This is a genomic window from Citrobacter sp. MNAZ 1397 (genome assembly GCF_023613995.1).
GTDB lineage: Bacteria > Pseudomonadota > Gammaproteobacteria > Enterobacterales > Enterobacteriaceae > Phytobacter > Phytobacter ursingii.
Genome location: NZ_JAKIVH010000001.1, coordinates 120,781 through 146,236 on the forward strand (window position 1 = coordinate 120,781; position 25,456 = coordinate 146,236).

Annotated in this window: 19 protein-coding genes; 14 read left to right on the forward strand and 5 right to left on the reverse strand. The window is 50.9% G+C overall.

The genetic code is table 11. The features are described from left to right. The first annotated feature begins 67 nt into the window (after window positions 1-67). From L2097_RS00540 to L2097_RS00585, 10 genes are all read left to right on the forward strand, one after another. Window positions 68-2,320, forward strand: a complete 2,253-nt coding sequence (locus L2097_RS00540; protein ID WP_250351926.1) for an AAA family ATPase — start codon at window positions 68-70, stop codon at window positions 2,318-2,320. Then, a complete protein-coding gene (locus L2097_RS00545; RefSeq protein WP_104658996.1) occupies window positions 2,317-4,602 on the forward strand; it encodes an nSTAND3 domain-containing NTPase in 2,286 nt (761 codons plus the stop codon). The genes L2097_RS00540 and L2097_RS00545 overlap by 4 nt, the downstream gene beginning before the upstream one ends. A 534-nt stretch (window positions 4,603-5,136) precedes the next feature. Beyond that, entirely contained in the window at window positions 5,137-6,417 is a 1,281-nt protein-coding gene (locus L2097_RS00550; protein ID WP_016246209.1) for a DUF262 domain-containing protein, read from the forward strand. Then, complete coding sequence (locus L2097_RS00555) at window positions 6,414-8,366, forward strand: DUF262 domain-containing protein (RefSeq protein WP_000037308.1); 1,953 nt, start codon at window positions 6,414-6,416, stop codon at window positions 8,364-8,366. Before L2097_RS00550 ends, L2097_RS00555 begins: the two co-directional genes overlap by 4 nt. Before the next feature lie 388 nt (window positions 8,367-8,754). After that, the gene (locus L2097_RS00560) at window positions 8,755-8,988 is read left to right on the forward strand and encodes a type II toxin-antitoxin system Phd/YefM family antitoxin (RefSeq protein ID WP_047369300.1); all 234 of its coding nucleotides are present in this window, start codon (window positions 8,755-8,757) and stop codon (window positions 8,986-8,988) included. A 30-nt stretch (window positions 8,989-9,018) separates the two neighbouring features. Beyond that, window positions 9,019-9,351 carry a type II toxin-antitoxin system RelE/ParE family toxin gene (locus L2097_RS00565; RefSeq protein ID WP_250351927.1) on the forward strand — a complete coding sequence of 111 codons (333 nt, stop codon included), beginning with the start codon at window positions 9,019-9,021 and terminating at the stop codon, window positions 9,349-9,351. 366 nt (window positions 9,352-9,717) lie between these two features. Next, complete coding sequence (locus L2097_RS00570) at window positions 9,718-10,101, forward strand: hypothetical protein (protein WP_229220568.1); 384 nt, start codon at window positions 9,718-9,720, stop codon at window positions 10,099-10,101. 218 nt (window positions 10,102-10,319) lie between these two features. Further along, on the forward strand, window positions 10,320-12,302 hold the full coding sequence (locus L2097_RS00575) for a tetratricopeptide repeat protein (RefSeq protein WP_250351928.1): 1,983 nt from the start codon (window positions 10,320-10,322) through the stop codon (window positions 12,300-12,302). A 39-nt stretch (window positions 12,303-12,341) separates the two neighbouring features. Further along, window positions 12,342-13,148: an AraC family transcriptional regulator gene (locus L2097_RS00580; RefSeq protein WP_250351929.1), complete on the forward strand. Its 807-nt coding sequence runs from the start codon at window positions 12,342-12,344 to the stop codon at window positions 13,146-13,148. Between the two features lie 49 nt (window positions 13,149-13,197). Then, a complete protein-coding gene (locus tag L2097_RS00585; RefSeq protein WP_250351930.1) occupies window positions 13,198-13,848 on the forward strand; it encodes a LysE family translocator in 651 nt (216 codons plus the stop codon). Between the two features lie 40 nt (window positions 13,849-13,888). Here the strand turns inward: L2097_RS00585 and L2097_RS00590 are convergent, their stop codons facing one another. Beyond that, window positions 13,889-14,080, reverse strand: coding sequence for a YfgG family protein (locus L2097_RS00590; RefSeq protein ID WP_064572410.1), 192 nt, complete (start codon window positions 14,078-14,080; stop codon window positions 13,889-13,891). 341 nt (window positions 14,081-14,421) lie between these two features. Between L2097_RS00590 and L2097_RS00595 the strand changes: the two genes are divergently transcribed. Beyond that, on the forward strand, window positions 14,422-16,650 hold the full coding sequence (locus tag L2097_RS00595) for a sensor domain-containing phosphodiesterase (protein ID WP_250351931.1): 2,229 nt from the start codon (window positions 14,422-14,424) through the stop codon (window positions 16,648-16,650). A gap of 2 nt (window positions 16,651-16,652) precedes the next feature. Here the strand turns inward: L2097_RS00595 and ppx are convergent, their stop codons facing one another. The 4 genes from ppx to purM form a co-directional block, all read right to left on the reverse strand. Then, window positions 16,653-18,194: an exopolyphosphatase gene (ppx, locus tag L2097_RS00600; RefSeq protein ID WP_047369307.1), complete on the reverse strand. Its 1,542-nt coding sequence runs from the start codon at window positions 18,192-18,194 to the stop codon at window positions 16,653-16,655. A gap of 3 nt (window positions 18,195-18,197) precedes the next feature. Further along, window positions 18,198-20,264, reverse strand: a complete 2,067-nt coding sequence (gene ppk1 / locus L2097_RS00605) for a polyphosphate kinase 1 (protein ID WP_047369308.1) — start codon at window positions 20,262-20,264, stop codon at window positions 18,198-18,200. Window positions 20,265-20,495: 231 nt separating this feature from the next. Continuing rightward, on the reverse strand, window positions 20,496-21,134 hold the full coding sequence (gene purN / locus L2097_RS00610; RefSeq protein ID WP_047369309.1) for a phosphoribosylglycinamide formyltransferase: 639 nt from the start codon (window positions 21,132-21,134) through the stop codon (window positions 20,496-20,498). After that, entirely contained in the window at window positions 21,131-22,168 is a 1,038-nt protein-coding gene (purM, locus tag L2097_RS00615) for a phosphoribosylformylglycinamidine cyclo-ligase (protein WP_085005448.1), read from the reverse strand. Before purM ends, purN begins: the two co-directional genes overlap by 4 nt. A 277-nt stretch (window positions 22,169-22,445) precedes the next feature. Here purM and upp point away from each other — a divergent pair, with 277 nt between their 5' ends. From upp to L2097_RS00630, 3 genes are all read left to right on the forward strand, one after another. Then, window positions 22,446-23,072: a uracil phosphoribosyltransferase gene (upp, locus tag L2097_RS00620; protein WP_039079688.1), complete on the forward strand. Its 627-nt coding sequence runs from the start codon at window positions 22,446-22,448 to the stop codon at window positions 23,070-23,072. Window positions 23,073-23,346: 274 nt separating this feature from the next. Next, window positions 23,347-24,636: a uracil permease gene (gene uraA, locus L2097_RS00625; RefSeq protein ID WP_047369311.1), complete on the forward strand. Its 1,290-nt coding sequence runs from the start codon at window positions 23,347-23,349 to the stop codon at window positions 24,634-24,636. Window positions 24,637-24,732: 96 nt separating this feature from the next. Beyond that, on the forward strand, window positions 24,733-25,434 hold the full coding sequence (locus L2097_RS00630) for a DnaA inactivator Hda (RefSeq protein ID WP_071845843.1): 702 nt from the start codon (window positions 24,733-24,735) through the stop codon (window positions 25,432-25,434). Window positions 25,435-25,456 lie beyond the last annotated feature (22 nt).

Genomic DNA, 25,456 nt, shown 5'->3' on the forward strand with positions numbered 1-25,456 from the left:
CAACGTAGCATTTTCGCGCCTTGGGGAACCAATAATCGACGTGGGAGTCGTGCGAAAGGGGAAAATAATGCTGGCTAATATTGAAATAGCAAACGAAGCAAGTTACGGCGCAAATACGCAACGTCTGTCAGGGCTCCGTTCTATCAATTTTATTTTTGGCACCAACGGGTCGGGTAAAACAACTATTTCGCGTGTCATTGCGAACCCCGCCGGAAAACCTACCTGCGCAGTTACATGGACTGGCCAGCCATTAGAATGTCTGGTCTACAACAGTGACTTTTGTTTTCGGAATTATGCTCAACAAATGCCGGGCATTTTCACGCTAGGGCAGGCCGAGGCTGAAACGCTTGCCAAGATCGAAGCGGCGAACGCCCAAGTGCAATCCCTGACCCGCGACATTGCCCAACTCCAAAATACTTTGGGCGACGTAAGCTTCGGCAAGCGCGGGGAGCTCCAGACTTTAAGGGCTGGCATCGAACAGAAATGCTGGGAGATCAAGACAGTCCACGATCCTCATTTTCAAGAGGCATTCACTGGTTTCCGAAATTCTAAGGTCAGCTTTTGCAACAAGATCCTAATGGAGTGGACTCAGAATTCTGCTGAGATTGTTCCGCTTGACGAGCTCAAACAACGTGCACTGACAATTTTTGAGAAAGGGCTTGAACGGCTCACACCCATCGTAGTGTTTGACGCCAACGACCTTGTTATCCTCGAAGGCTCGGCAGTTCTTTCGAAAAAAATAGTAGGGAAAGAGGACATCGACATCGCTGCACTCATACGTCTCCTCGGTAACAGCGATTGGGTACGGCAAGGCCTTGGTTATGTAGACGAAGCGGGGTCACAGTGCCCATTCTGCCAGCAGGAGATGAATGACTCTCTAAAAACAAAATTGAATGACTACTTTGACGAGACCTATCTTAATGATATCGCTGCAATCGATCGCATAAGTGACTCATATGAATCTCACTCCAAAAACCTTTTGGCTCGGCTCGAATTGATCCACAACGCGGGAAGCAAGTATCTTGATTTGGTAGCGTTTCGCGCCGACATTGATCGACTCTCGGCACGGTTAGAGTTGAATCTTCGGCAAATCGACGGCAAACGGAAAGAGGCAAGTTCGCAAGTCACGCTTGAGCCTGTTGGTGAAATCGTCACCTCCCTCCAAGAAGCTATCTCCAATGCGAATACTGAGATCGATAAGCACAATGCGATGGTTGACAATCTGGCGACCGAGCGGGCCACTCTTGTATCGCAAATCTGGAGATGTTTACTTGAGGAATCGAGGCTCGTATTAACTGATTACGATACCGCGAAAAGGGGGCTCGATCGTGCCGTTACTGGCCTGACCGCCGGTCTTGCTTCAAAACGAGCGGCGCTAGCAAAGGCCAGTAATGAACTTGCTGAGTTGGAACGTGAAGTAACGAGTGTTAAGCCAACAGTTACGGAGATTAACGCTATTCTAAGATCGTTCGGCTTTACGGGGTTCCGCCTCGCGACAGCTGGCCAGCAAGAAAACCTCTATGAAATTGTGAGAGGGGATGGGAGCGAAGCGGCTACCAGCCTTAGCGAGGGAGAGCGCACCTTTATCACTTTCCTCTACTTTTACCATCTCATTAGAGGCAGCATGAACGCAAGCGGGATAAACGCGGAGCGAGTTGTTGTGTTCGATGATCCTGTCTCGAGCCTCGACAGCGATGTGCTCTTTATCGTCAGTGCTTTGATCAAACGAGTGCTTGATGAGGCTTGCAGTGGGACTGGGTTTATAAAACAGGTCTTTCTAATGACGCACAACATCTACTTCCATAAGGAAGTATCTTTCGATCCCAAACGCGGCACAGAGTGCCGAGCACACGAGACGTTTTGGATCGTACGGAAAGTAAACAATGTATCCGTAATCACCGGCTACAATCACAACCCGATCAGTACTTCTTATGAGCTCCTTTGGGCGGAGGTGAGGTCGCCGAACCGATCAAATATCGCAATCCAGAACACGCTAAGGCGCATCCTCGAGAATTACTTCAAGATTCTCGGAAACCTCGATAAGGATGACATCTGCGCGAGATTCGAGGGACGAGACCAGCAAATATGTGGTTCGCTCTTTTCTTGGGTGAATGATGGGTCACACAGTTTCAACGATGACCTGTACATTTCTGCCGATGACGCGATGGTCACCCGTTATCTCGATGTTTTTCGCAGAATTTTCGAAGTTACAAATCACCTCGCACATTACGAGATGATGATGGGGCCACAAGCGCTAGCTACTCTAGCAGTTGCGAATGTGAACACAACCACCGACGCCGTGGGCGATACGGCAGCATGAGTTACGACTTCAAAAATCTATCATGGGCCGACTTTGAGGATCTTGTTCGAGACCTCATAGGGCGAGAAGAAGGACTTCGCTTCGAAGCATTTTGTGCAGGGCCAGATGGCGGCATTGATGGTCGGCACGCGCAGGCTAATGGTAACGTCATTCTACAGGCGAAGCATTATGAAGGTTCGCCGTTCGGCAAGTTGACAGCCATTATGAAGCGTGAGCGATTTTCAATCGATAAGCTCGGCCCGGTTCGCTACATTTTAGCAACTTCCTGTAAGTTCACCCCGCTTGGCAAGGGTAAACTCGCTCCACTCATAGGGCCTAGTCTGAGGTCTGAAGCGGATATTTTTGGTCCGGAGGACCTCAACGGTCTTCTACGGAAGTACCCAGATATTCTCAAGTCGCACATCAAACTATGGCTTTCAGGTGCGGGTGTTCTAGAACGCGTCGTACGCGCGGCGGCCCATACCTTTGCAGCGTTCACGAGAGAAGATATTGAGCAGAAGGTTCGAGTCTACGCATCAAACCCGAGCTTCGATGAATCATTGGCTACACTGGAGAAGCATCGGCTTCTTATCATCTCAGGGCCCCCGGGTGTCGGTAAAACGACACTGGCCGAGATGCTGTGTTACACCTTCCTGAATGAGCAGTGGGAGCTCGTTCCTATCCGTAGTCTAGAGGACGGCTTCGCGGCCATTATCGACAGCAAAAAGCAGGTCTTCCTTTTTGACGACTTCCTAGGAAAGGTTGCCCTCGACCGGCAAGCTCTGGCGCACAAGGATTCTGATTTAGCGCGGTTCATGAGCCGCGTACGTCGTTCCCCAAATGCTCGTTTTATCCTTACGACGCGGGGATACATATTTGAAGAAGCCCGGAGGGTTTCCGAACATCTTGGCGACCAGCGCCTCGATGTAACGAAGTACGTTCTCGATGTTGGTGTTTATACTCGCCGGATTAAAGCGCGGATTCTTTACAATCATCTATATGTGTCAGAGACACCGAAGTCGCATATCCATGCGCTATTGGAAAGTAACAAGCTTGCGGAAATTATTGATCATAAGAATTATAACCCGCGTGTCATTGAGGCCATGACCGATGAATTTCGAATTGGTGATATCGAACCCGCTGACTATCCTGCGGCCTTTATCGGTGCTCTAAATAACCCTAGCCAGATTTGGGATACCGCATTCCGGACACACATCGATCATCGGTGCAGACATCTCTTGATGGCGATGTTTTTTCTCACGGAGTATGGGGTGTCCCTTGGTACGCTTCGTGCGTCTTTCGAGCCATTACATACAGCGATGAGCACAGCCTACGGTCTACCGCACGGGCCTAAGGATTTCGAAGAGGCCCTTCGCATTCTAGAAGGTAGCTTCGTCAACATTGTCAACATCAGCGGACCAAGAGTGTCCTTTCTCAACCCTTCGCTCAAGGACTATCTCTCATCCTATCTATTGGACACAGAGCTACTCATTCGTCTTGTCCCCACAGCCTTCTCCATAGATTGGTTGTCGAGATTGTGGAATTTCGTTTATCCGCGCGGTCTTAGCGAAGACGATCAAACAAAGATCGCCCGAGCCTGCGCTGGCATGCTGGAAATGATCGAAACGCGTCCGCACTGGCGCCCTCGGGCTGGCGACGCGCGCTCGCTTGAATACAACGACGCCGCAAACTCCAAACGCTTAGGGATGTTGATGGACTGGTGGTGGCTCACGAACGAACGGACGTTTGCTGATAGCATCATGACAATTGTCCGCAATCCACAGCAGGGCTTTGGTGCATGGTCAGATGGAGAGGCCTTGATCGACTTGTTTTGTCGGCTAGGTGACAAGGGTTATGGGCGTCCATTCATATACGAAACCGAATTACTGGAGCTCCTCGAGAAGGCGATCACGGACACTATACGCTGGAGTTCAAGTGACATGCTTGCCAATCTCGTGGATGCAGTGGATGCAGCGCAAGGGCTGCCGCCCACCATCAACTATGCCTTGCAGACGGCTGTGTTAGAAGAGTTCGAGGAGAATACCAGCCGCATCAGCGAAGATGATAGCGAGTCCTCCTTATCCGATCGTATTGATGCTCTCAAAAAGTTCGCGCCGCGTTTCGGTGTGCCGGACTCTGTGTTGAGTAACGCAGTCTCAGCCATTGAGGACCGAATCGGCGAGATTGAAAACCGGAGCAGTCCCGTTCCCTCTCCGAGTTTCCCGTCGTCGAAGAAGAATGATCGGGAGAAGTTTGACGACAGAGCTCTTCGAGACCTTTTCACTCCTCTCTTGGATCGGTAGTCTAATGTAGAGTTGCTGCGGTATAGGGCGCTCCATTCAAAAAAACAGTATTTTCCTGACGTGGTATTAATTTTGGTATCACCGATGAGTTTATATTTAACTATTTGATTTTAATGTGAATTGATTATCATAAAATAATTGAGTGGGAGTGAGGCTATTATTTAGCCTATTGTTTTATTTGATTTAGTGAGTGCCATTGATGATATGACTGCATTATCAATGGCATTTTTTATGGTTTAAGGCCGACGCTGAATCGAAGATATAGCAAATACCATGTGACCGTATCAGCAAATGCCATGGTATCGACAACCGGGTGCATTGCAGCGCTGTGCTGATGCCATCGATGCTCGCTTTGATCAGAACCGCTCTCTCGACCCATGCCCCAGATCGTTAAATATGCGCCAGAGGAGCACCTCGTGATAGAAATTGTGAACAAGACAGCCGCCACTCGGAATCGAAGTATCCATATAGGTGAATAAAGTTTGCGGAAAATACGCTGAGAAAATAGAAAAGCGTCAATGAAGGGACATAGGAATGGCGATTAACGGAGAGAACGGTGTTAGTGCAGTCACCGTGGATGAACTACTCAAGCAAGGCCTTCGGATACCGAACTATCAACGCCCATACAGTTGGGATGTATCGACTGCTCTACAACTGGTGGATGATATCAGCGAAGCTCTTCGAGATACCGAACGAAAAGATATTCCCTATGTTTTGGGTGCAATCATTCTTCACGATGATGGTGAGTATCTCAATGTAGTCGACGGGCAGCAGCGCCTGCTGACTTTGCGAATGATTCTTGCGGCCTTAGATCCGATAAATCATCAAATTTCGATGTCTGGTAACAGCGAAACTCCTGTCTCCCTAGTTTGGATAGAGCTTCAAAGGCGCCTGTCGCAGTTGGAAGATAAAAAAGAGTTTTTGGATTTTATCTGTCACAAATGTCAGTTGGTGCGTATTGTGACGGACGATATTGATGAGGCATTTCGTGTCTTTGATTCCCAGAACTATCGCGGCAAACCGCTTGCCCCTCACGACTTGCTCAAAGCACACCACCTGCGCGAAATGCACGATGAGTCCGCTGCTATGAAAGTGGCTGTCGTTGAGGCTTGGGAAGCCGTAAACGATGAGGATCTGGACAGGCTTTTTTCTACTTTTTTATACCGGATATCCAAGTGGTCACGAGGCGAAAGCTCGCTCGAATTTACTATTCGGGACATCGGCATGTTCAAGGGCATTTCATCACGATCCCACAGGTCATTTTCGCCAAATCTGCGATATCACCTTGCAGCACAAGCCGCTATGCCACTTCTAAGTGCATGGTCGGTATCCTCTACACATGATGCACGAAATGCCGGGCGCAGCCGCTTTCAGCTTGATGCCCCGATAATCGCAGGACGCTCATTTTTCGAGATGGTGACATTCATGCTTGACGAATTGAAGATACTGGAACAAGAGGTTATTGACAGAGGTTTCAAAAACTTTGGCCCATCTCAAAGTCGCTACCGCTACGTGTACGAATTGTTCATTGCCGCGCTGCTTTGCTATACAAACAAGTTTGGCGATGAAGATGTAGATGAAGTGCGAAATAGGTTATTCGCATGGGCATATGCCTTGCGGGTCGAGTTACTTCGTGTGCAATTTGTATCTGCTGACAACCGAGCGCGAGGTAAAAACGATGCAAATAAATCGCCTTTTGTTTTGCTACGTAATGCGATGACTGGAAGTGTTGTCCGCAAACTTCCAATAACAAGTAAGCCATACAGCGATAACCACGAAAAGGAACTCGTTGCTTTTATCAAGGGGCTGCAATGAGCAAGAAGGAGTTGAAACCTGAACTGTTAACAGTAGGCAAGTTATTCACTGACAATTATCTGATTCCTATTTATCAACGGAACTATGCTTGGCGGGCCGAACAGATTGAGCAACTTATTAGCGATATTCAAGACTCGGTGGTAGGGGGCCAGGACAACTATTTTCTTGGGAACCTTGTTGTAATCAAGCGGGGTAGAGAGGATGAGTTCGAGGTCATAGATGGACAACAACGACTTACAACCCTCTATCTGCTTCTTACCTTCCTGGAGCAAGACGGTGAGGGTGAGAAGCCGTCGGTTGGCCATGCAGGCCACTTGCAATATGAGTCGCGCGCACGGGCAACTGAGGCCCTGCTGCGAGTAGCACAGGAGGCGGCTAAGGAGCACGTTCGACCGCAGGGCTCCACGAGTAATGCAGATGCTGGCATTCATGAAGGCTACAGCATCATCAATCAGTTCTTCAAACAAAATGAAAACCTTAATCGCTCACGCGAAAAATTCTCCGATTTCTTGCTAACGAAGGTGACTGTCGTCCGTGCCTCGCTGCCACCCAATACCGACCTCAATCGCTACTTCGAGATCATGAACACTCGTGGGCAGCAACTCAAGCAGGTTGATATTGTTAAGGCTCGCCTGATGAGCAAACTGCCCAATCAATATGAACGCGAATGCTTTGCGTGGGTTTGGGATTCCTGTGCTGACATGGATTCTTATGTCCAGATGTCTCTGACCCGTGGTGACACAAGTTTGCGAAACAAAGTATTTGGTGATGAATGGTCCTGGCTGGAGGTGACCAGCTTCTCTTCGCTAATGGAAAGTCGTCCGCAATCCGGCATCAATTCATCAAGGCAATCCTCCGAAGGGGTATCGTTGTCCTTGGATGAGGCGTTGTCAAAATACGCTAAAGAGCTCGAGTCAAATTCCACTGAAGACGAGGGCAACGAGCGGTTTCGTTCAACTATTGAGTTTCCGGCCTTTCTGCTACACGTTCTAAGAATTATGAAAGGCGATGAGGTCGAAGACGAAGGCCTGCTTGACGACAAGCGCCTCATCAAGTCATTTGACGACGCCGTAAATAATGTACCCGATGCTAAAGCCGATTGGGTGCGTAGTTTTGCATTTATGCTTCTCAAGTGCCGCAACCTCTTCGATGGCTTCATCTTGAAGCGTCAATTCACGGCAAACATCGGTGACGATGGCGATTGGTCTCTCCAGCGACTGAAAAAAGGAGGCGGGGACAAGAAGCCAACCCCGACGTACATCCATGTTTTCTCGGCCAGCAATGGAAGCTTAGAGGAGGACGGGAGTGCTGACCCACATACCCGAGATGTATTGCTGCTTCAGTCCATGCTTCGGATTACCTACACTTCTCCGCGAACGATGCACTGGATTACCAAAGTTCTTCGCTGGCTCTCCGTTAAAGCCCCTCGAGACGTGAAACATGCGGATCTTGCCGATTTGTTGAAGGGATATGCCCGCAGCAAGGTTAAAGAGACATTCTCCTTTGAGAAAGATCAGCAACCACAAGGGTTTGGTATCAGCCGTATCGTCTTTTCGTATCTCGACTATCTTCTGTTGAGTGACTCCTCAAAACGAGATTTCAAATTTCAGTTCAGAACTTCCATTGAGCACTTCTATCCACAGCATCCTGACAAAGAACAGTCGGGCGCGGTTGTTTCAGGTTCTAGCCTTAACCTGCTTGGCAACCTCGCGCTCGTAAGCGTCAGCGCGAACTCAAAATTCAGCAATAGCCTCCCCAGAGCAAAGGCCGAAAACTTCAAGGATACAATTGAACTTCAAAGTCCCAAGCTCAAGAGAATGGCGGAAATCACCCGAAATACAAACTGGGACGATCAGCAGATAACAGCACATCATGAAGCGATGGTGACATTGCTTCGTGATGATGTAAGTCTGGTGGAGGCAAGCGGAAGATCCAACCCAGGGCGTTGACTTCTTTGAATAACTGCTTTTGGACGAATATCCTTTGTGGTGTGCAAGTTGTCAGTCTAAAAGCGTTTTGCGTCGGGCGACACGATCAGTACAGTCTCCAAGTTTTCTTACCATGGTATTTTGTATGGTATCGACATGCAGATATAATGCTATTTTATTGATTTTATAGTGTTTTAAGACAGCATTGATCATCGAGTGGGAATAAGCAATAACGTCCTTCTGCCTTTCGGGTAGAGAGAAACTAAATCAACCCTCTGTTTTTACGGAGGGTTTTTTATTTCTCTGACCATTTATCAGAAAAGACAAAACCGATGGTTTATTGCTGGTGGTCTGAATATGGTCTATATTAAAACCATCTGCACGAAGAAGAGCATAAGCGGGATATGCAATGAAAATTGAGACAATTAGCTACGTTAAAAAAAACGCCGCGACACTGGATGTCTCTGAACCCATTCTGGTGACGCAAAATGGCGTTCCTGCTTATGTCATAGAGTCCTATGACCAGCAGCAGGAACGAGAAAACGCCATCGCGTTGCTGAAGCTGCTAACCCTGTCAGAGAAAGATAAAGCTGAGGGGCGTGTATTCTCAAAAGACCAATTACTGGATGGACTTGCGGATTAAACGCAGAACACGCAATGCTAAGGGACTTCTATGGAGCAGCAGGTTACCTTTGAGTACACGCTAACTGTAAAACTCTGTATCGACACGATAGTGACTTATCTGCGCCGTGTTGATGTCGAGCCGCGCCCCGTTATCGTCGATATTCTCGCACAGTTTGAGAGTACCGTTGGTCAGTTCCCGCTGGGATGCCAAATTTGCCCTGAACTGCTGAAAATTGGCTGTGCAAAGTACCGGGAATTTAACCACGCTGACGGTTACCGGGTTTTGTATGCAGTAGAGGGAGCATTAGTGACAGCACATGCCATCCTGTCACATCGACAGGACATCCAGCAGTTGTTGTTTAAGCGTCTGATTATGGCCTGATAACCCTTAATGCGTGTTGTACGGCAATAATACGAATCTAGAGAGCGTGTGTGTAAATCATCATAACAACATGATGAATATTATAAATTTTATCATTTTGACGGTATTTATTACGGTATCGTCTGGAAATGGTTGTCGTAAAACGCTTTGATAGCAATATGTTGGATGGTTTCTAAACCATTGAGTGGAAATAAGCGCTATCGCTTCTGCTCATAAGCGTTGAAATCGAAGACACCAGTAAGCCTCGCGCTGCTGGTGTTTTTTTATGTGGGGTTAGCAAATTAATGATATGTAATAGGCAGTCGCTAACGGGGTATCCGGCGCCGCTTTCTGCTATCCAACATCAAATTTAAGGGAGTCCGCGATATGCAGCCTGTACGTTTAATGGGTGACGGATATGAACCGCATGTGGAGCAATGGGGGGAGCAACTGAGCTATTCATTGCCCGTCGACTCCGGGTTTGTCAGTTTTAGCTTCACGTTTGCTATTCGACAGGCCGACCTCGATGTTCTGCTTTCCGATGACTATCGACGTGCGGTGCTTGAGGTTATTGCACACACGTTGCTCCAGCGTTCAACTCTTCCTGGCAATGCCCGTTTTACCCAAGACGACTTCGATGGTCTTGTCGCAGATACGCTCCATTCATCGCGCGATTTTCTCGAGGCTTTTGTCGTGCAAGTAAGCAAAGAGAACCACATTGTGATTGAAAAATATGTGCACGATATTTTGTGCAGGCGCTTAAACCTGTAACAGGCAGACGCATTATCCCACCATTCCAGGCATTAGACGGGGCGGGCGTTTTATGCCAACCTTTTGGCTGAGTGTTCTTTGTATGCCCTGGATTTGCTCATCGACGTTTTATCTATATTGCGCTTGCGGCCTCATCGGATACGAGGAAGGCGAGAGCGAAGGGCGAATCAAGATCGGAACACGGACATCAGCCCACCTCATTCGCCACGATGCTCACTATGTTTAAAAAACTTCTCTCGGCTCTTAGCGGCAAAAAAGAACAAACCCCAGGCCCTGCGGAATCTGACTACACGCAGGCAGAATACGTCCCGGTTCCAGATGAAGAGATGATTGTCGCCTGGGACGCCAACGGGCGAGAGATACATATCGCCCGCAACGACTGGCGTAACCGTGTTTTCCTGCCCGGTCTTGCGCAAAAGTGGAATAACGCGGCAGAACTTTATGATGCAATCCTGAGTGGCCTGAACGATGGTTTTGCCACCGATCTTATCCCTGCTGCCGCGCATCTGGTGGAGATTGACGACGATCCCGAACGCAGCCATACCATTCAGGGCATTGTGCTGATGGAAAATAAACGCCTGGTCGAGGCTGAAAGCACGTTGCAGGCGGGTATAGCGAAAGTCGGGGCCACGGGAACATTGCTGACCAATCTGGCCAAAGTTTTCTCTCACAAGGGTGACGATGGCCGTGCCGAGGAACTGCTCTGGCAGGCTATTGAAGCCGATCCCAATCTCGATAACGGCTTGCTCTGGTGGGCGAGTATTAAGCAGGAGCGTGAAGGGGAAGCGGGATATGTCGCGGGGTTGCGGACCGTTGCAGCGCTGCCTGGATCCTGGCGTGCACAACTCTGGCTGGCGCGCTTTTACCTCGAACATAGCAACGTTGCGGCTGCCAGAGCGCTGTATGACGACGTACTGGCGCAGGGGCAATACGACGGCAGTTCGCTGATGATGATCTCAGGCGATCTGGGTAGGAACGGCGAAATACCGCTGCTTGTTGAACTCATCGCCCCTGTGTATGACGAAAAGCGCCACGATCCGATGGCCGGTATTAATTTGCTGCGCGCTTATCAGGAGCTGGGCAATCCCGACGAGGGGGAAAAGCTGTTGAGCCGGATGTATGCGCTGGACTACCCGCCGCTTAAACAGTATCTGGATGAATCCGCCCGCGCCTTTCAGACGATGCGCGAGCAGCATGCGCAAGGTACCGCCACCGATCCGGGCGAGGTGGAAATCAATACGCTGGCCCTTACGCAGCCTGTCTGGCAGTACGGGCTGTGTAATGCCGACTGGCTTTTCGGGCAGAAACCGCAAGAGGCAAACACAATTGGTTTCTTTGTGCTGAGTAAAATCGACGATGACGCGACACCGTCCGAGTCGCAGCGTGAGGATGACCTGGGACGTCTTACTCGTGCTATTCCTCTGTATCTTGCCGAAGCAACCCACTACTGGAGCGATTATGCTGCCCGTTGTTATGTCCAGGTCGCTGCGGGCATCGGGCCGGTTGTCTCAACCCATCCGTTAGATGGTTATGGGCTGTTCGACCTTGTGCCGCCAGAAATGAAATACTTTGTGACCGGGGAGATCGGCTGTTCAGGAGAGGGGCCGCAACGTCAGTGGCAGCTTACTCTCAGCCTTTGGGATTGTACTCAACGGACCCAATGCGCGACTGAGAGTGGTACGGTAGCGCAGTCTGATTTGGGAGCGCAGGTGCTTAAGATGGAGCAAGGTCTGCTGGCGAAAATGGGGCCGGTGAACCCTCAGCCGCTGGATACGTTCTATGCGCGTCCCTCCGTTGAGGCGATGGATATCTATCTTGGTGAACTGGGTCAGGCTTTTATGTTAACGCTGGTCGCCAACCAGCAGGTGCCCCGTTCCGCCGTATGGGGTGAGCGGACAATGCTGGAGTGGCCGCTGAATATGGCATTGCAATGGCCGCAGGCGGAAGTGCCGAAAATGATGTACTTCTCCGGGCTGGGGAAAGCTTTTGATTACCAGTCAGAAGTGCTGGCTGAATATAAAACGCGTACGCTGGAACTATTACGCACCGCCACGCAGGAAAACAGCCCGGCGGCACAACTGGCGCCTCTGGTCTGGAAAATATTCGGCATGGAAGATGAATTCAGCGCCGGGCAGCAAAATATGCCAGCGCAAACCAGTCCGGCCTATACTGAGTGGCTTACGCGCGTTGCCGAAAAGTAGTCGTGTCGAAGGATGGAATAATGTGAGGAGGAAGGGGAGATGACAACGCGGAATATTGAACAACGCTTCTGGCGCTCTTCGCGTGTGCCGTGGATCGAATGGCGTTCTACCGTAGACAGTACGCAGGCCTACAAACTGCACCAGCACCCACAGTTATCCATTGGCGCGATTATCGACGGCGAGACCCTCACGCGTTGCCGCGACCGTGAATATCACCTCTATCCGGGCGATATGGTGCTGATTGCTCCCCGTGAAGCGCACAGTTGCAACCCGTCAGCCGAACGTCCACGTAGTTATCACATGTTATATCTTGATGAGGCGTGGTGTTTGCAACAATTGGGGGGGACGCCGGGGGAATATCTTTACTGTGCACAGACCGTATTACGCACACCTTCCTTCTTCACCGCCTTTATGCACATTATTTCTCTAATGGAAGATAACCAGATCGGGGCATTACAGGAGGCGGTACGCGCGCTGCTTGTCAGCCTGCCTGGCCTGCAAACTGCGATGCAACCAGCTGAATTTTGCGACCACCTGCAAACGACGCTGCTGGCCGATATTCAGCAACCGCCGTCGCTGGATTGCCTGGCACAGCGGTACACGCTGCGTAAAGAGACGCTGATTCGCCAGTTCAAGCTGGCAACAGGGCTTACGCCAGGAGCCTGGGTTAATAATGCCCGTGTGGAGTTTGCCAAAGTGCAGTTGCGGGCGGGCAGAGATATTGCCGATGTGGGTTATCAAAGTGGTTTTGCCGATCAAAGCCACTTCCACCGTACGTTCGTCAGTTTTACCTCATCCACGCCCCGGCAGTATGCGCTGGGGCGATCAATATCAGACAATAATTAAGTCGGCCAACGCCATAAAGTGACCTCGTCGTTTTACTGATGAGGTCGCTATGTCTCTGTTACCCGAATTTATTCCCGCCGCGTTTCCACTGCTTGCGCTTTCACATTTTGTCGCACTGGTAAGCCCCGGTCCCGATTTCTTTTTGCTCGCCGGTTATGCCATCCGTTATCGCCTGCGGGGAAGTGTCGGGATTGGTCCGGGGATCGCGCTGGGCAATGCGGTCTATATTGTGCTGGCGATGTATGGCTGGCAGCTGTTGCAGGATTATGCAGTACTGTTTCGTCTGATTGAGATTGCCGGAGCGCTGTATTTAATCTGGATTGGCGGCCATCTGTTACGCAGTCGTAAGCAGAACCTGGCGCTCAGCGCTACCCGGATGGATTGCCCGTCGTGGCGAAAACAGTTCCTGCTTGGGCTGGGTTCTGCGTTGCTTAATCCCAAAAATGCGCTTTTTTACCTGGCATTGATGACCTCAATTCTTGGCGCAAATGTCACCTTTCCACAGCAGCTCTTTTCCGGCGCATGGATGAGCCTGGCGGTACTGGTGTGGAATATGGCCATCGCGGCGTTGATTGGGTTATCCGCTGTGCAGATGCGTATCACAGCATATGTGCACATTATCGAGCGCACAGCCGGAGCGATCCTCGCCGGATTTGGCGCGGTGATGATCCTGACGATGGTGCGTCATGCGGTGATGTGACAAATCCCACGTAAAGACGTGTGTGAATAAAAACAGTACGTTAGCGTTGCGCAGAGGAATCGATAGGTTGACTTACTTGTTGTGACTGGAGCTTATCCTGATGATGATACCAGGCACCGATTGAGGAATAGATAAAACGACCAAAGAAAAAGATAAAGCTGATAAGAAGTACGATACGGGTCATGCGACTGTCAAATCGATGTCGTTTTCGCATAGGGGTTGCCTGACTCACAAAAGGTTCCTTAAGGTATACCCTCAAAAAAGGGCGACTTTGACATTAAGGCACAGAGTGCGGACAAGGTCAATTCTTCGCCATGCAAAATTTCACCCGTGGAAAATATTAGTCAATTTTATATAAAATAAATTAAGTATTTAAGTCATGAATGCTAATCTGCCTCTCTTTTTAAAAAGCGTAAAAATTAATTAATTCGGCGAGTTTTATTTGATATGCATCAATCACTGGATGCCCTACAGAACTAAAATTCACGCTCATTTGCTATTTACGCGTTTACAGTCAGGTTGGATGCCTGCCTGAAATACCCATTGGGAAATTGGGTTTTTTGTCGAGCATCTATGACTTCGTTGAAAAAATATCATCAGCATAAAGATAAATGGTGGGCATTACCGCTCGTGTTGCCTTGTCTTTTGCTGCCACTGTTTAACCTGGCGAATACCTATACCCATGTCGCGGGTGAAACGGTTGTACTTTTCTCTTTGCCAATGGCGCTGATGTTCAGTCTGATGGTGGTCTTTGGCTGGGCGGCGCTACCCGGTATGATTCTCGCACTGGTACTGCATATCGGCACGCACGATATCTCTGAACTTGTCGCGCAAATTTTTCATTTACTTATTCCCGTGGTGATCAGTTGGGGCGGCTATCGTGTTTTTGTTACGCGTCGGCAAAATATTGCCTACGGAAACTCCGCCTTTATTGCCCAACGCATGTTCTGGCAGGTTTTTTGCCCGTCAACGATTTATTTGATTATTCTCGAGTTCGTTATCTGGCTGGCGTTGTACGACACGGATTTTAGTAAAACTGACATATTGTCGCTGAATATTCATTTGCTGATTGATTATCAGGCATTACTGGTCGGTACTATGACTGGCATTCCTCTGTGCTATTTGGTTATTCGTATCGTTCGTCATCCGCGTTATCTGCGAAGCTGGTTATCGCAACTGCGCCATGAATTCGATCCAAAAGTGACCCGCTGTGAGATGGTTATCTGGCTGAGTATCCTGACGGGATTGGTCATTCTTTTGCTCATGCCACTGAATGAAAATAGCTCCATTTTCAGCACCAATTACACACTCTCTCTGGTCTTGCCTGTCATGTTGTGGGGCGCGTTGCGCTATGGATACCGGTTTATATCGGTGCTCTGGACGCTGCTGTTGATGGTTTCGGTACACTATTTTTATCGCTATCTTCCCGTCTATCCGGCTTATGAAATTCAGTTGGCTATCGCCTCGTCGAGCTACCTGGTCTACTCGTTTATCATTCTTTGCGTATCGGTACTGGCGACCCGGCAACGGCATGTTCACGCCCGTGCCCGTCGTCTTGCCTATCTTGATCCCGTTGTTCAGATACCCAATCTGCGCGCCCTTAACCGTGCGCTGGCGGGTTCGCCCTGGTCCGTGCTCTGCTATTTAACGGTGCCTGAACTGGAAGTCCTGGGGCGTAACTATGGCGTGATGCTACGTATTCAGTACAAGCAAAAACTGTCGGACTGGCTTAAAAACAGCCTTGATGATGATGAACGTGTCTACCATCTTTCTGGTCATGATCTGGCCATTCGCCTTAACACCCAGTCGCACCAGAGCCGTATAGACGCGCTGGATGCCCGAATTAAGGCGTTTCGTTTCTTCTGGGATGATATGCCGCTACAACCACAGGTAGGTATGAGCTATTGCTATGTACGCTCGCCGGTGCAGCATCTTTACTTGCTGCTTGGCGAACTGAGTACCATTGCGGACCTGTCGCTGGCGACAAATCATCCGGAAAGCTTGCAGCACCGTGGGGCGGCGAACCTTCAGCGTAGCCTTAAGGATAAAGTGGATATGATGAACCGCCTGCAGCTCGCGCTGGAGGAGAATCGCTTTAGTTTGCTGGTGCAGCCTATCGCCGGGATGCGCGGTGATAATTACCACGAAATCCTGCTGCGAATGAACGAAGAGAACGGCCAGTACATTAACCCGGATGATTTTCTGCCGGTAGCCCATGAGTTTGGTCTGTCGTCACGTATCGACCTTTGGGTTGTGGAGCATGTCCTGTGTTTTATGTCTGCTCATCGCACAACGTTACCCGCACAGCGTTTTGCCATTAACCTGTCGCCTGCCTCCGTGTGCCGGGCGCAGTTTTCTCTGGATGTGGCCCGCCTGTTGAAAAAATATGGCGTCGAGGCATGGCAGTTGATCTTCGAGATTACCGAAAGTAACTCGTTAACGAATCTGGAGCAGGCAAATCAAACGCTCGGCCAGTTGCAAAAAATGGGCTGTAGCGTAGCGATTGACGATTTTGGTACCGGTTATGCCAGCTATGCGCGGCTGAAAAATGTGAATGCCGATATCCTGAAAATTGACGGTAGTTTTATCCGCAATATCGTTTCCAATAGTCTGGATTACCAGATTGTCGCCTCAATTTGCCATCTGGCGCGCATGAAAAAAATGCGGGTCGTGGCGGAGTACGTCGAGAATGAAGAGATACGCAGCGCAGTGGTTGCGCTGGGTATCGATTATTTGCAGGGCTATTTGATTGGCAGACCAGAGCCGCTGGAAAATCTGCCAGGGCAGATCCAGGCGGCCTGATGCTATGCGGCCACGCCGGGTGACTGCTCTTCTTCGACTTTGAGTCGCCAGCCGGTGACGGCCTCCCAGTATTCCTGTTCCCGTTCCAGGTCGAACAGAACCAGCGCATTCTGGCTGAACCAGTCATGCGGGAAGCTCAGCGTCCAGTGGTTATCATCGGTCTTGAGGCGCAGGGTCGGCGGCGTCGTTGTCGCCTGACGCTGGTTGTTCAGCAACACCCCCAGGCGCAAAAGCTGAATTAACGGCAGGTAGTGCTTTTTCTTAAACAACGTGAAGCGCGGTAAATCATCCAGCTTTATCGCTTTACGGTGATAGCGCACCAGCGTGGCCATCATCAACTGCTGTTCCTGGTTATAACCGGGCAGATCGCTGTTTTGCAGAATATAAGCCGAGTGACGATGCATTCCACTGTGGTTAATATTCAAACCGACTTCATGCAGCATGGCTGCCCATTTCAGCAGTGCTGCCAGCTGCGGGTTGATAAGCTTCGGGTTTTGCGCCTGCCACTGATCGTAGATGTGCATGGTGGTTTCCAGCACGCGACGCGCCTGTTCACGATCGATGTTGTACTGATTGGCAAGGCTCTGCGCCGTGCGGCTGCGGATGTCCTGATGACGGAAACGGCCTTCCATTTCATACAGCACGCCTTCGCGCAGCGCACCGTCTGAGAGGCGTAACTCGTTAATCGCCAGGGCGTCAAAAACCCCGCAGAGAATGGCCAGACCTGGGGCGAAGACCGCTTTACGTTCATCGGACAGACCCGGTAAGTTCAGCTCGTCGAAGCTTTTGAACTTCACGACTTCGGCAATCAGTTTTTTCAGGCGCTCAGGGGTGATAGAACCATCTTTTTCCCCTAGTGCCAGCAGAACTTCGTGGGCCGCTTTGATGGTGCCGGATGCGCCAAGCGCGACATCCCAGCCCTGAATTCTAAACTGCCAGGCCAGCGTTTCCAGTTTCTGCGTCGCTGCAACGCGGGCGCGCTGGAAGTTTTCCGCATTGATGGTTCCGCCCGGAAAATAAAGCTGCGCGAAGCTGACGCAGCCCATTCGACGGCTTTCCACCAGTTTGGGTTCAAAATCTTCGCCAATGACCAGTTCCGTCGAACCGCCGCCGATATCAATAACCAGCTTGCGGCCTTTTTCCGGCTGCGTGTGTTCGACACCCATAAAAATCAGGCGCGCTTCTTCGTTACCAGAGATGATTTCAATGGGGTAGGGAATAACCTTTTCCGCTCGTTTAAGGAACTCCGGTGCGTTGAGCGCCTGACGCAACGTGTGGGTTCCCACAATACACACGCTTGACGGATCAAAGCCTTGCAGGCGTTCCGCGAACAGCGACAGACAGGCGAGACCGCGCTCCATAGCCTCTTCACTCAGCATATTATTGCTGTCGAGGCCATCCGCCAGATGTACGCGTTGTTTCAGACGGCCAATGATCTGCATGGCGCCATCAACAACGCGGGCAATCACCATATGAAAACTGTTCGAACCCAGGTCGACCGCAGCGAATTCCTGCGGTCGTGCTGTCTTTTCATTTATCGGCATAGATTAGTCAGACTGTTCAAGTGATGTCAGATATTCATGAATCGCGAGCTGCGCGCGTACTTTACGGCGGTTGCCGCGCGGCACATATCGATTACTCAGCTCTTTATCGACGTAGCGTGCTTTGACGGTATCACTGAACAGAAGATCAATGATATCCAGTACCTGCTGTTTAAGGCGCGGATCGAGCAACGGCGCCGCTACTTCAATACGGTAATCGATGTTTCGCGTCATCCAGTCAGCAGACGACAGATACACTTTTTTATCGCCGCCATTCTCAAAAATATAGATGCGATCGTGTTCAAGGAAACGGTCAACAATGCTAATTACGCGAATATTATCGCTGATGCCTTCCAGTTGAGGGATAAGCGAGCACATACCGCGCACCAGTAAATTCACCGGCACGCCAGAACTGGAGGCCGTATACAGCCGGTCAACCAGACCTTTATCCACCAGATTATTGATTTTCAGCGTAATTCCGGACGGAATACCGTTCTGCGCATTGGCAATTTCGGTGTCGATCATTTTGTACAGCAGATCGCGCGAGTTTTGCGGCGATACCAATAAATAATCGAAATTCACCGGACGGTACGGATTCTCAATAAAGTTAAACACCCGGCGCACTTCGTTGGTGATACGCGCATCGGCGGTCAGCAAGGAGTAGTCGGTATAGATTCGCGCGGTCTTTTCGTTAAAGTTGCCGGTACCGATATGAGCGTAACGCACCACTTCGTCGTTTTCCATACGCGACACCAGGAACAGCTTGGCGTGGATTTTCAGACCCGGCGCCGAGAAGATCACCTGCACGCCGGCTTCGGTCAGACGCTTCGCCCAATGGATGTTAGCTTCTTCATCGAAACGCGCCTGCAGCTCAACCACCACGGTCACTTTCTTGCCGTTATGGGCGGCGTGGATCATGGAGTCGATAATGCGCGAGTCTTTCGCTACGCGGTAAATGTTGATTTTTATCGCCAGCACGCTTGGGTCAAACGATGCCTGGCGCAGCAGTTCCAGCACATGCTCAAAGGTGTGATATGGGTAATAGAGCAGCACATCGCGTTCGCGAATGGCGTCAAAACCGTTGCGGAACTTATCAAACCAGACATGGCGCAGGCGCGGTAACGGTTTGTTCACCAGGTTCGCTTTCCCGACGTTCGGGAAGCTAATAAAGTCTTTAAAGTTATGGTAGCGGCCGCCGGGAATAATGGAGTCATAACGGGAAATGGTCAGTTTCTCGCGCAGCATCTCGACCATGGCATCCGGCATATCACGCTGGTAAACAAAGCGTACCGGCTCTGCCGTCAGACGCTGTTTCAGGCTTGAAGACATCAGCTCCATCAGGCTCGATTCCATCTCGTGCACCAGATCGTATTCGGCGTCACGGGTCATTTTCATCGAGTAGGCGTTCAACGCGTCGTAATCAAAGAAACCTTTGAAGATATCATCCAGGCAATAACGCAGGATATTATCCAGCAGGATCATCGGTTTGCGACGGCGCGGCGCTTCCGGCGGCAGATTCACGAAACGCGGCACTTTATCAGACGGAATTTCCAGCAGGGCGTAGCGAATATCATCGCCACGGATAATTTCCACCGCCAGATAGGTATAGTCGTCCTTTAAGAAGCGAATCAGATTGGTTTCGCGATTAATCAGCGTCGGGGTAATGTGCTGGCGCAGATACTGTCGGAAATAGTGACGCAGCCAGTTTTGCTGATTGGCGGAAAGCTGGCGTTCATTAATCAAAAAGATTTGATTACGCGCCATTTCCAGCAGTAGTTCGTTATAGAGACCGTCAAATTCCTGATCGGCTTTCAGTACGCGAGACTGGATTTTACCCAGCAGGTGGCGTGAATGGGTGTTGGTGCCTTGTCCTTGTTCTTCGCTAATAATGATGCGGCGTTTCAGTTCTGCAAAGCGAACTTTATAGAATTCATCAAGGTTGTTGGAATAAATCCCTAAAAAGCGCATGCGTTCAATGAGCGGGTTACTCTTATCCGCCGCTTCCTGCAGAACGCGCTCGTTAAAGCACAACCAACTTAGTTCTTTTTCCAGATATAGCTTTTCCTGACCCATTACAACTTACACTCCGGTTAACTCTCGGGACACGGCAATTTCTTCTCGCTATGGCAGTGCCCTCGTGTGCAGGTAAACGTGTTGGCGTTCGTTTGAGTGACATTCCTATTATGGCGAGCTTTGCCAGTAGATGTCCAACTGTGACAGATAAGTATGACAGTAATCCGGTTTTACCCGCAGAAAGGTGTTGCGCGCAACGTTATGTTACGCGCAGGCAAAGAAAAGCGTTGCTTAATCGGCCGCGTAGCCCTGTTCTGGCAGGCAAATGCCGTCAAGCCAGGCTTTGTTTTCTTGCATAGCCAGACGGCCATCGACGAACCAGCTCACGACCAGCGGGTAAATCGCATGTTCCTGCGTCTGGACGCGGGCGGTCACGTCTTCTTCGGTATCGCCCTCAAACACCGGCACCTGTGCCTGTAAAATCACCGGGCCGCCGTCCAGTTCGTCGGTAACAAAATGCACGGTGGTACCGTGAACTTCATCGCCGTTCTCCAGGACCTGGCGGTGGGTGTGTAAACCGGGATATTTAGGCAGCAGGGAAGGGTGAATATTGATCAGGCGACCAGTGTAATGGGCCACGAAGGCCGGACTGAGGATACGCATGTAGCCAGCCAGCACAACGATATCCGGGGCGTAAGCGTCAATCTCCTGCATCAGTTCGCGGTCAAATGCTTCGCGACTGGCAAACTGAGAGGCAAGAAGCGCATGGGCGGGAATATTGGCTTCCCGCGCACGCTCAAGGCCGAATGCGTCGGCTTTGTTACTGAATACTGCCCGGATGGTGCCATTGATTTTCTTCTGCTTGCAGGCATCAATTATCGCCTGCAAATTGCTTCCGTTGCCGGAAATGAGCACCACAATGTTTTTCATTCAATGACCACGCGTTCACTGGAATCGGATGCTTTGATGATACCGATTTTCCACGCGTTTTCACCTTTGGCATTCAGGAATGCGATGGCTTTATCTGCTTCATCAGCAGGCAGGGCGATAACCATACCGACACCACAGTTAAAGGTGCGATACATCTCATGACGGCTGACGTTGCCCGCCGTTTGCAGCCAGTTGAAGACGGCCGGCCATTGCCAGGAAGACTCGTCGATCACCGCCTGGGTGTTGTCCGGAAGTACGCGCGGGATATTTTCCCAGAAGCCGCCGCCGGTCAGATGTGCGATAGCGTGCACGTCTGCGTTTTCAATCAGCTCAAGGATCGATTTCACATAGATGCGGGTCGGGGCCAACAAGTGATCGGCCAGGGATTTGCCTTCAAGCTGTGTCGTCTCAGGGTCGCAACCGCTTACTTCGATGACTTTACGTACCAGAGAGTAGCCGTTGGAGTGTGGACCGCTGGACGCCAGTGCAATCAGGACATCGCCGTCGGCCACGCTGGAACCGTCAATGATCTCTGATTTTTCAACGACGCCAACACAGAAACCGGCAACATCGTAATCTTCGCCATGGTACATGCCCGGCATTTCAGCGGTTTCGCCGCCTACCAGCGCACAGCCCGACTGCAGACAGCCTTCCGCGATACCGTTGATAACGCTGGCTGCGGTGTCGACATCCAGTTTGCCGGTTGCGTAATAGTCGAGGAAAAACAGCGGCTCTGCGCCCTGAACGACCAGGTCATTCACGCACATGGCCACCAGATCGATGCCGATGCTGTCGTGACGTTTTAGATCCATCGCCAGACGCAGTTTGGTACCTACGCCGTCAGTGCCGGAAACCAGTACTGGCTCACGATATTTTTGCGGCAATGCGCACAGCGCGCCGAAGCCGCCCAGACCGCCCATGACTTCCGGACGACGGGTTTTCTTCACCACACCTTTGATTCGGTCAACCAGAGCATTGCCTGCGTCAATATCAACACCGGCATCTTTGTAGCTAAGAGAGGTTTTATCGGTCACTGCTTGAGTCCCCACGCGTTTGCTTGCGGTTCACCCGTCATATTTCAGGCTGTTACCCGAACTAATCCGGTTTTGGAAATAAAATTCGGCGCAATTCTAACAGTGAAGGCAAACGTTTGCGAGTCCATTATTTCAGGCCGTTGAGGATTCTTACGGTATACTCTTTTCCAGTCTGTTTGATCCGGATCAACGCCGCACCTGTAGCGTGGCGGAGAAAAAGCGGTATAATCCGGCGATTTTTTTTGTGGCTGCCACCGTTTTGGGGAAGGAGAAGAGTATGAAGGTCGTGGAAGTAAAACACCCACTCGTCAAACACAAGCTGGGCCTGATGCGTGAAAATGACATCAGCACCAAACGCTTTCGTGAACTCGCCTCGGAAGTCGGTAGTCTGCTGACCTATGAAGCGACCGCCGATCTGGAAACTGAACGTGTGACTATCGAAGGCTGGAATGGCCCGGTAGAAGTCGAACAAATCAAAGGCAAAAAAATCACCGTCGTCCCTATTCTGCGTGCCGGTCTGGGCATGATGGAAGGGGTGCTGGAACACGTTCCGAGCGCGCGCATCAGCGTGGTGGGTATCTATCGTAATGAAGAGACCCTGGAGCCGGTGCCGTACTTCCAGAAACTGGTTTCTAACATCGACGAGCGTATGGCGCTGGTCGTTGACCCGATGCTGGCAACGGGCGGTTCTATGATTGCCACCATCGACCTGCTGAAAAACGCAGGCTGCCACAGCATCAAAGTGCTGGTGCTGGTTGCTGCCCCGGAAGGCCTCGCTGCGCTGGAGAAAGCGCACCCGGATGTTGAGCTGTACACCGCGTCCATTGACAAGGGCCTCAATGAGCACGGATACATTATTCCGGGCCTCGGCGATGCCGGCGACAAAATCTTTGGTACGAAATAAATGCTTTAAAAATCAAAAGCCGACTTTGAAAGTCGGCTTTTTTTTGGCGTAAACCAGAACAGAATCCGCCTGATTTCATGATGCAGTCCACAAAACTGCAGCATGCGTGATGAGCGGAACATATACCCTAAACAATTCGAATTGCAGGCAGGCGGCACACGAGCGAATCCTGATTATCTTACTCTGGTAAGTGCTTCGGGTGAACGAGTACGGCCAACGCACCTGCGACCAGAAGGGTGACGGGGATAAACAACAACACTCAGAGGAAAACACTATGACGCGCCGTGCTATCGGGGTGAGTGAAAGACCGCCGCTTTTACAGACAATCCCGCTTAGTTTGCAGCACTTGTTCGCTATGTTTGGCGCAACCGTGCTGGTGCCAATCCTGTTTCATATTAATCCGGCCACCGTACTGTTGTTTAATGGTATCGGGACGCTGCTTTATCTCTTTATCTGTAAGGGCAAAATTCCGGCTTACCTGGGATCGAGCTTTGCGTTTATTTCGCCGGTACTGTTGCTTCTGCCGCTGGGCTACGAAGTGGCGCTGGGTGGCTTTATCATGTGCGGCGTGCTGTTTTGCATTGTCTCCTTCATCGTGAAGAAAGCGGGCACCGGCTGGCTGGATGTAATGTTCCCGCCTGCGGCAATGGGCGCAATCGTTGCCGTCATCGGTCTGGAACTGGCCGGCGTCGCTGCCAATATGGCCGGTTTGCTGCCTGCGGAAGGTCAGTCTGCTGATTCCAGAACCGTCCTCATCTCTATGGTAACGCTGGGTGTGACCGTATTTGGTTCCGTACTGTTTCGTGGTTTTATGGCGATAATCCCGATTCTGATCGGTGTGCTGGCTGGTTATGCGCTGTCGTTTGCGATGGGTGTGGTTGATACTACGCCGATTGCCAATGCGCACTGGTTCGCGCTGCCAACCTTCTATACGCCGCGTTTCGAATGGTTTGCTATCTTCACCATTTTGCCTGCGGCGCTGGTGGTGATTGCTGAGCACGTGGGCCACCTGGTCGTTACCGCAAACATCGTGAAACGCGATCTGATCCGTGACCCAGGCCTGCACCGTTCCATGTTTGCCAATGGCTTCTCAACGATTATTTCCGGTTTCTTCGGCTCAACCCCGAACACCACCTATGGCGAGAACATTGGCGTTATGGCGATCACCCGCGTCTACAGTACCTGGGTTATCGGTGGCGCGGCCATCATCGCGATTCTGCTCTCCTGCGTGGGTAAACTGGCGGCGGCAATTCAGATTATCCCGGTACCCGTAATGGGCGGCGTTTCTCTGCTGCTGTACGGGGTAATCGGCGCATCCGGTATTCGCGTGCTGATCGAGTCCAAAGTGGATTACAGCAAAGCGCAAAACCTGATCCTGACGTCCGTTATCCTGATCATCGGCGTCAGCGGCGCGAAAGTGCACATTGGCGCGGCTGAACTGAAAGGCATGGCGCTGGCGACCATCGTCGGTGTTGCGCTGAGCCTGATCTTCAAACTGATCAGTGTCCTGCGTCCGGAAGAAGTGGTACTGGACGCCGAAGACAGCGAAGCGAATCAGCATTAATCGTTGCTCTGCAAACCGGGCGTCGTGCCCGGTTCAAACGCGGTAAAGTTTTATGATAAACTTACCGCGTTTTGTTAAAGCCCTGTTGAGGTACGTCTGAACACACCGGCGCAACTTTCCCTGCCACTCTACCTTCCTGACGATGAAACTTTTGCGAGTTTCTGGCCGGGCGATAACCCTTCTTTGCTGGCGGCGTTGCAAAATGTCCTACGCCAGGATCATAGCGGATACATCTATTTCTGGTCGCGCGAAGGGGCAGGACGTAGCCATCTGCTTCATGCAGCCTGTGCTGAGCTGTCGCAGCGTGGCGATGCCGTCGGCTATGTGCCGCTCGATAAACGCACCTGGTTTGTACCGGAAGTGCTTGAGGGGATGGAACATCTCTCGCTGGTCTGCATCGATAATATCGAGTGTGTCGCAGGCGATGAGCCCTGGGAGATGGCCATCTTCAATCTCTATAACCGCATTCTGGAATCAGGCAAAACGCGGCTATTGATCACCGGCGATCGTCCGCCACGGCAGTTGAATCTGGGGTTGCCCGATCTGGCTTCGCGTCTGGACTGGGGACAGATCTACAAGCTGCAACCGCTATCTGACGAAGATAAAGTTCAGGCGCTACAGCTGCGGGCGCGGCTGCGCGGATTTGAGTTACCGGAAGATGTGGGACGTTTTCTGCTCAAGCGGCTGGATCGCGAAATGCGCACGCTGTTTGATACGCTCGATCAACTTGACCGCGCGTCAATTACCGCCCAGCGTAAGCTGACCATTCCCTTCGTAAAAGACATTCTGAAACTGTAGGCCCGGCAAGCATCGCACCACC